Genomic DNA, 1,737 nt, shown 5'->3' on the forward strand with positions numbered 1-1,737 from the left:
TTATCATGCCTGCCCGGGGACATAAATGTTGCGAAAGATTAGTGAATCCTGTCCCGGAGCTTCGGGTCAACATGGCCCGAAGTATTATATTGACACTACATATTGACCGCAGTAAACTTTATATAGGCAGTAAATTTTAGGAGGGGTCAAAATGCCTGTTAATATAAAAGAACTGATAGATAATGGTTATATCGTTATTTGTGATACTAATGTCTATCTTCACATTTATCGCTTCTCTCCGGAATTTTCCGATTTTGCATTAAGATGTATGCAGGCAATTCAAAGCGGCATTATTATGCCATCGACTGTACGATATGAGTTTCTAAAACATTATCGTGGCTATTTCAGCAAAATGGAAAAGAGAGTACAAAATGTAGGCGACGATACCAAAAAACAAATTAGCAATGCAGCTCGCAAAGTTCTCAATCTATGTGATAATTTGCAGTCATTACAATACCCTGATATTGAAGAATTGCGTGCAGATTTATCCCAGAAGTTCGATGAACTCATGGCTATTCCAGAAGCATTTTTTGAGGATAGAACTATACTTGACTTAATTGCAAATCCGTGGAAAGGTCAAGACCCAGTATATAATTTGGTCGAACTAATCATAAATGACTCTCGAGTTATGACATCCGTCACGCAAGAAGAAATATATCAGATTTGTGAAGAAGGAGAGCGAAGATATAAAACTGATCCGCAAACACCGCCAGGATTCAAAGATGCTAAAAACAAAGATGGGGTCCGAAAATATAGCGACCTAATTATGTGGAAAGAAATTCTTCGCTATGCAAGAGAAAAAAGCGTAAATGTTATATTTGTAACTGATGATGTAAAAAGCGACTGGTGGATAGATGACAATGGCCAAAGGGAATTTCATCCTTATCTGTGTCAAGAATTTCAACGAGAAACTCAGATGCAAATTGTGGCACTTACAGCACTGGATTTCTTTTCAAATATATCTGTCACCTATGGCATTCCAAAATCAGATGCTGTTGAAATAGCATTGAGGATAACAGATGATGACTACTTTGATAGGGTGCATGAAGCTGTATTTGAAAGCATTTCTGATGCTCTGTCTTTCTCTGGTGAAGAATATCTTGAGCCTTCTTCTCACATTGGGACAAATGGAATCGACGAACTGGAAATTACGGAGTATGAGTTTATTTCGGCAGAGCAAGTCGATAGAGATAATGATACGATAACTTATGTTTTTACCTTCCGTATAGAAGCAGACGCCACATCGTTTGACTATTGGGGCCGCGATGATGAAACAAAACAAATTCTTTTAGGTCCTGCTGGCGCACACAGCTTTGAAGGCAAAATCCAAGTAGAGGTAATCCGAGAAGCAGATATGTACCTTGACTTCGAGGGCGATGACGGATTTGAAAAAGCCACTATTATTGACGGAAAACTGAAAGAAACAAATTTTCAACCTCTATTTGAAACAGATGACGATGAATATGTTGAAGGCGCATATAATATTTGCCCTGATTGTGGATGTAAAATCAATTTTGAGAATGATGGTGGAAATGGCTTTTGCGTAAATTGTGCCCCTAATCATTGAAAAGTGGGCGGCAACCAATAACACGGTTGCCGCCCACTTCTTATTTACTTTGCCACCAGCTCGGAAAGCTCCCGCAGCACCTTTGACACCTCGCCCCATAACTTTTCATAGTCTCGCTTCAATCCGTCAATTTCCTCCGGGTACACGCCATAGGTATGCGCGTGTACGGC

The 1,737-nt window shown here is 39.7% G+C and carries 1 protein-coding gene and 1 pseudogene; one reads left to right on the forward strand and one right to left on the reverse strand.

Annotation, left to right across the window (positions count from 1 at the left end; translation table 11 throughout):
* The first annotated feature begins 151 nt into the window (after positions 1–151).
* Positions 152–1,567 (forward strand): PIN-like domain-containing protein, encoded by a 1,416-nt coding sequence (locus tag Q0526_RS07635; RefSeq protein ID WP_298732213.1) that lies wholly within the window; start codon positions 152–154, stop codon positions 1,565–1,567.
* A gap of 44 nt (positions 1,568–1,611) precedes the next feature.
* Here Q0526_RS07635 and Q0526_RS07640 read toward each other — a convergent pair.
* Positions 1,612–1,737, reverse strand: a pseudogene (locus Q0526_RS07640) (plasmid mobilization relaxosome protein MobC); the annotation flags it as partial.

This window comes from uncultured Subdoligranulum sp., assembly GCF_937890665.1.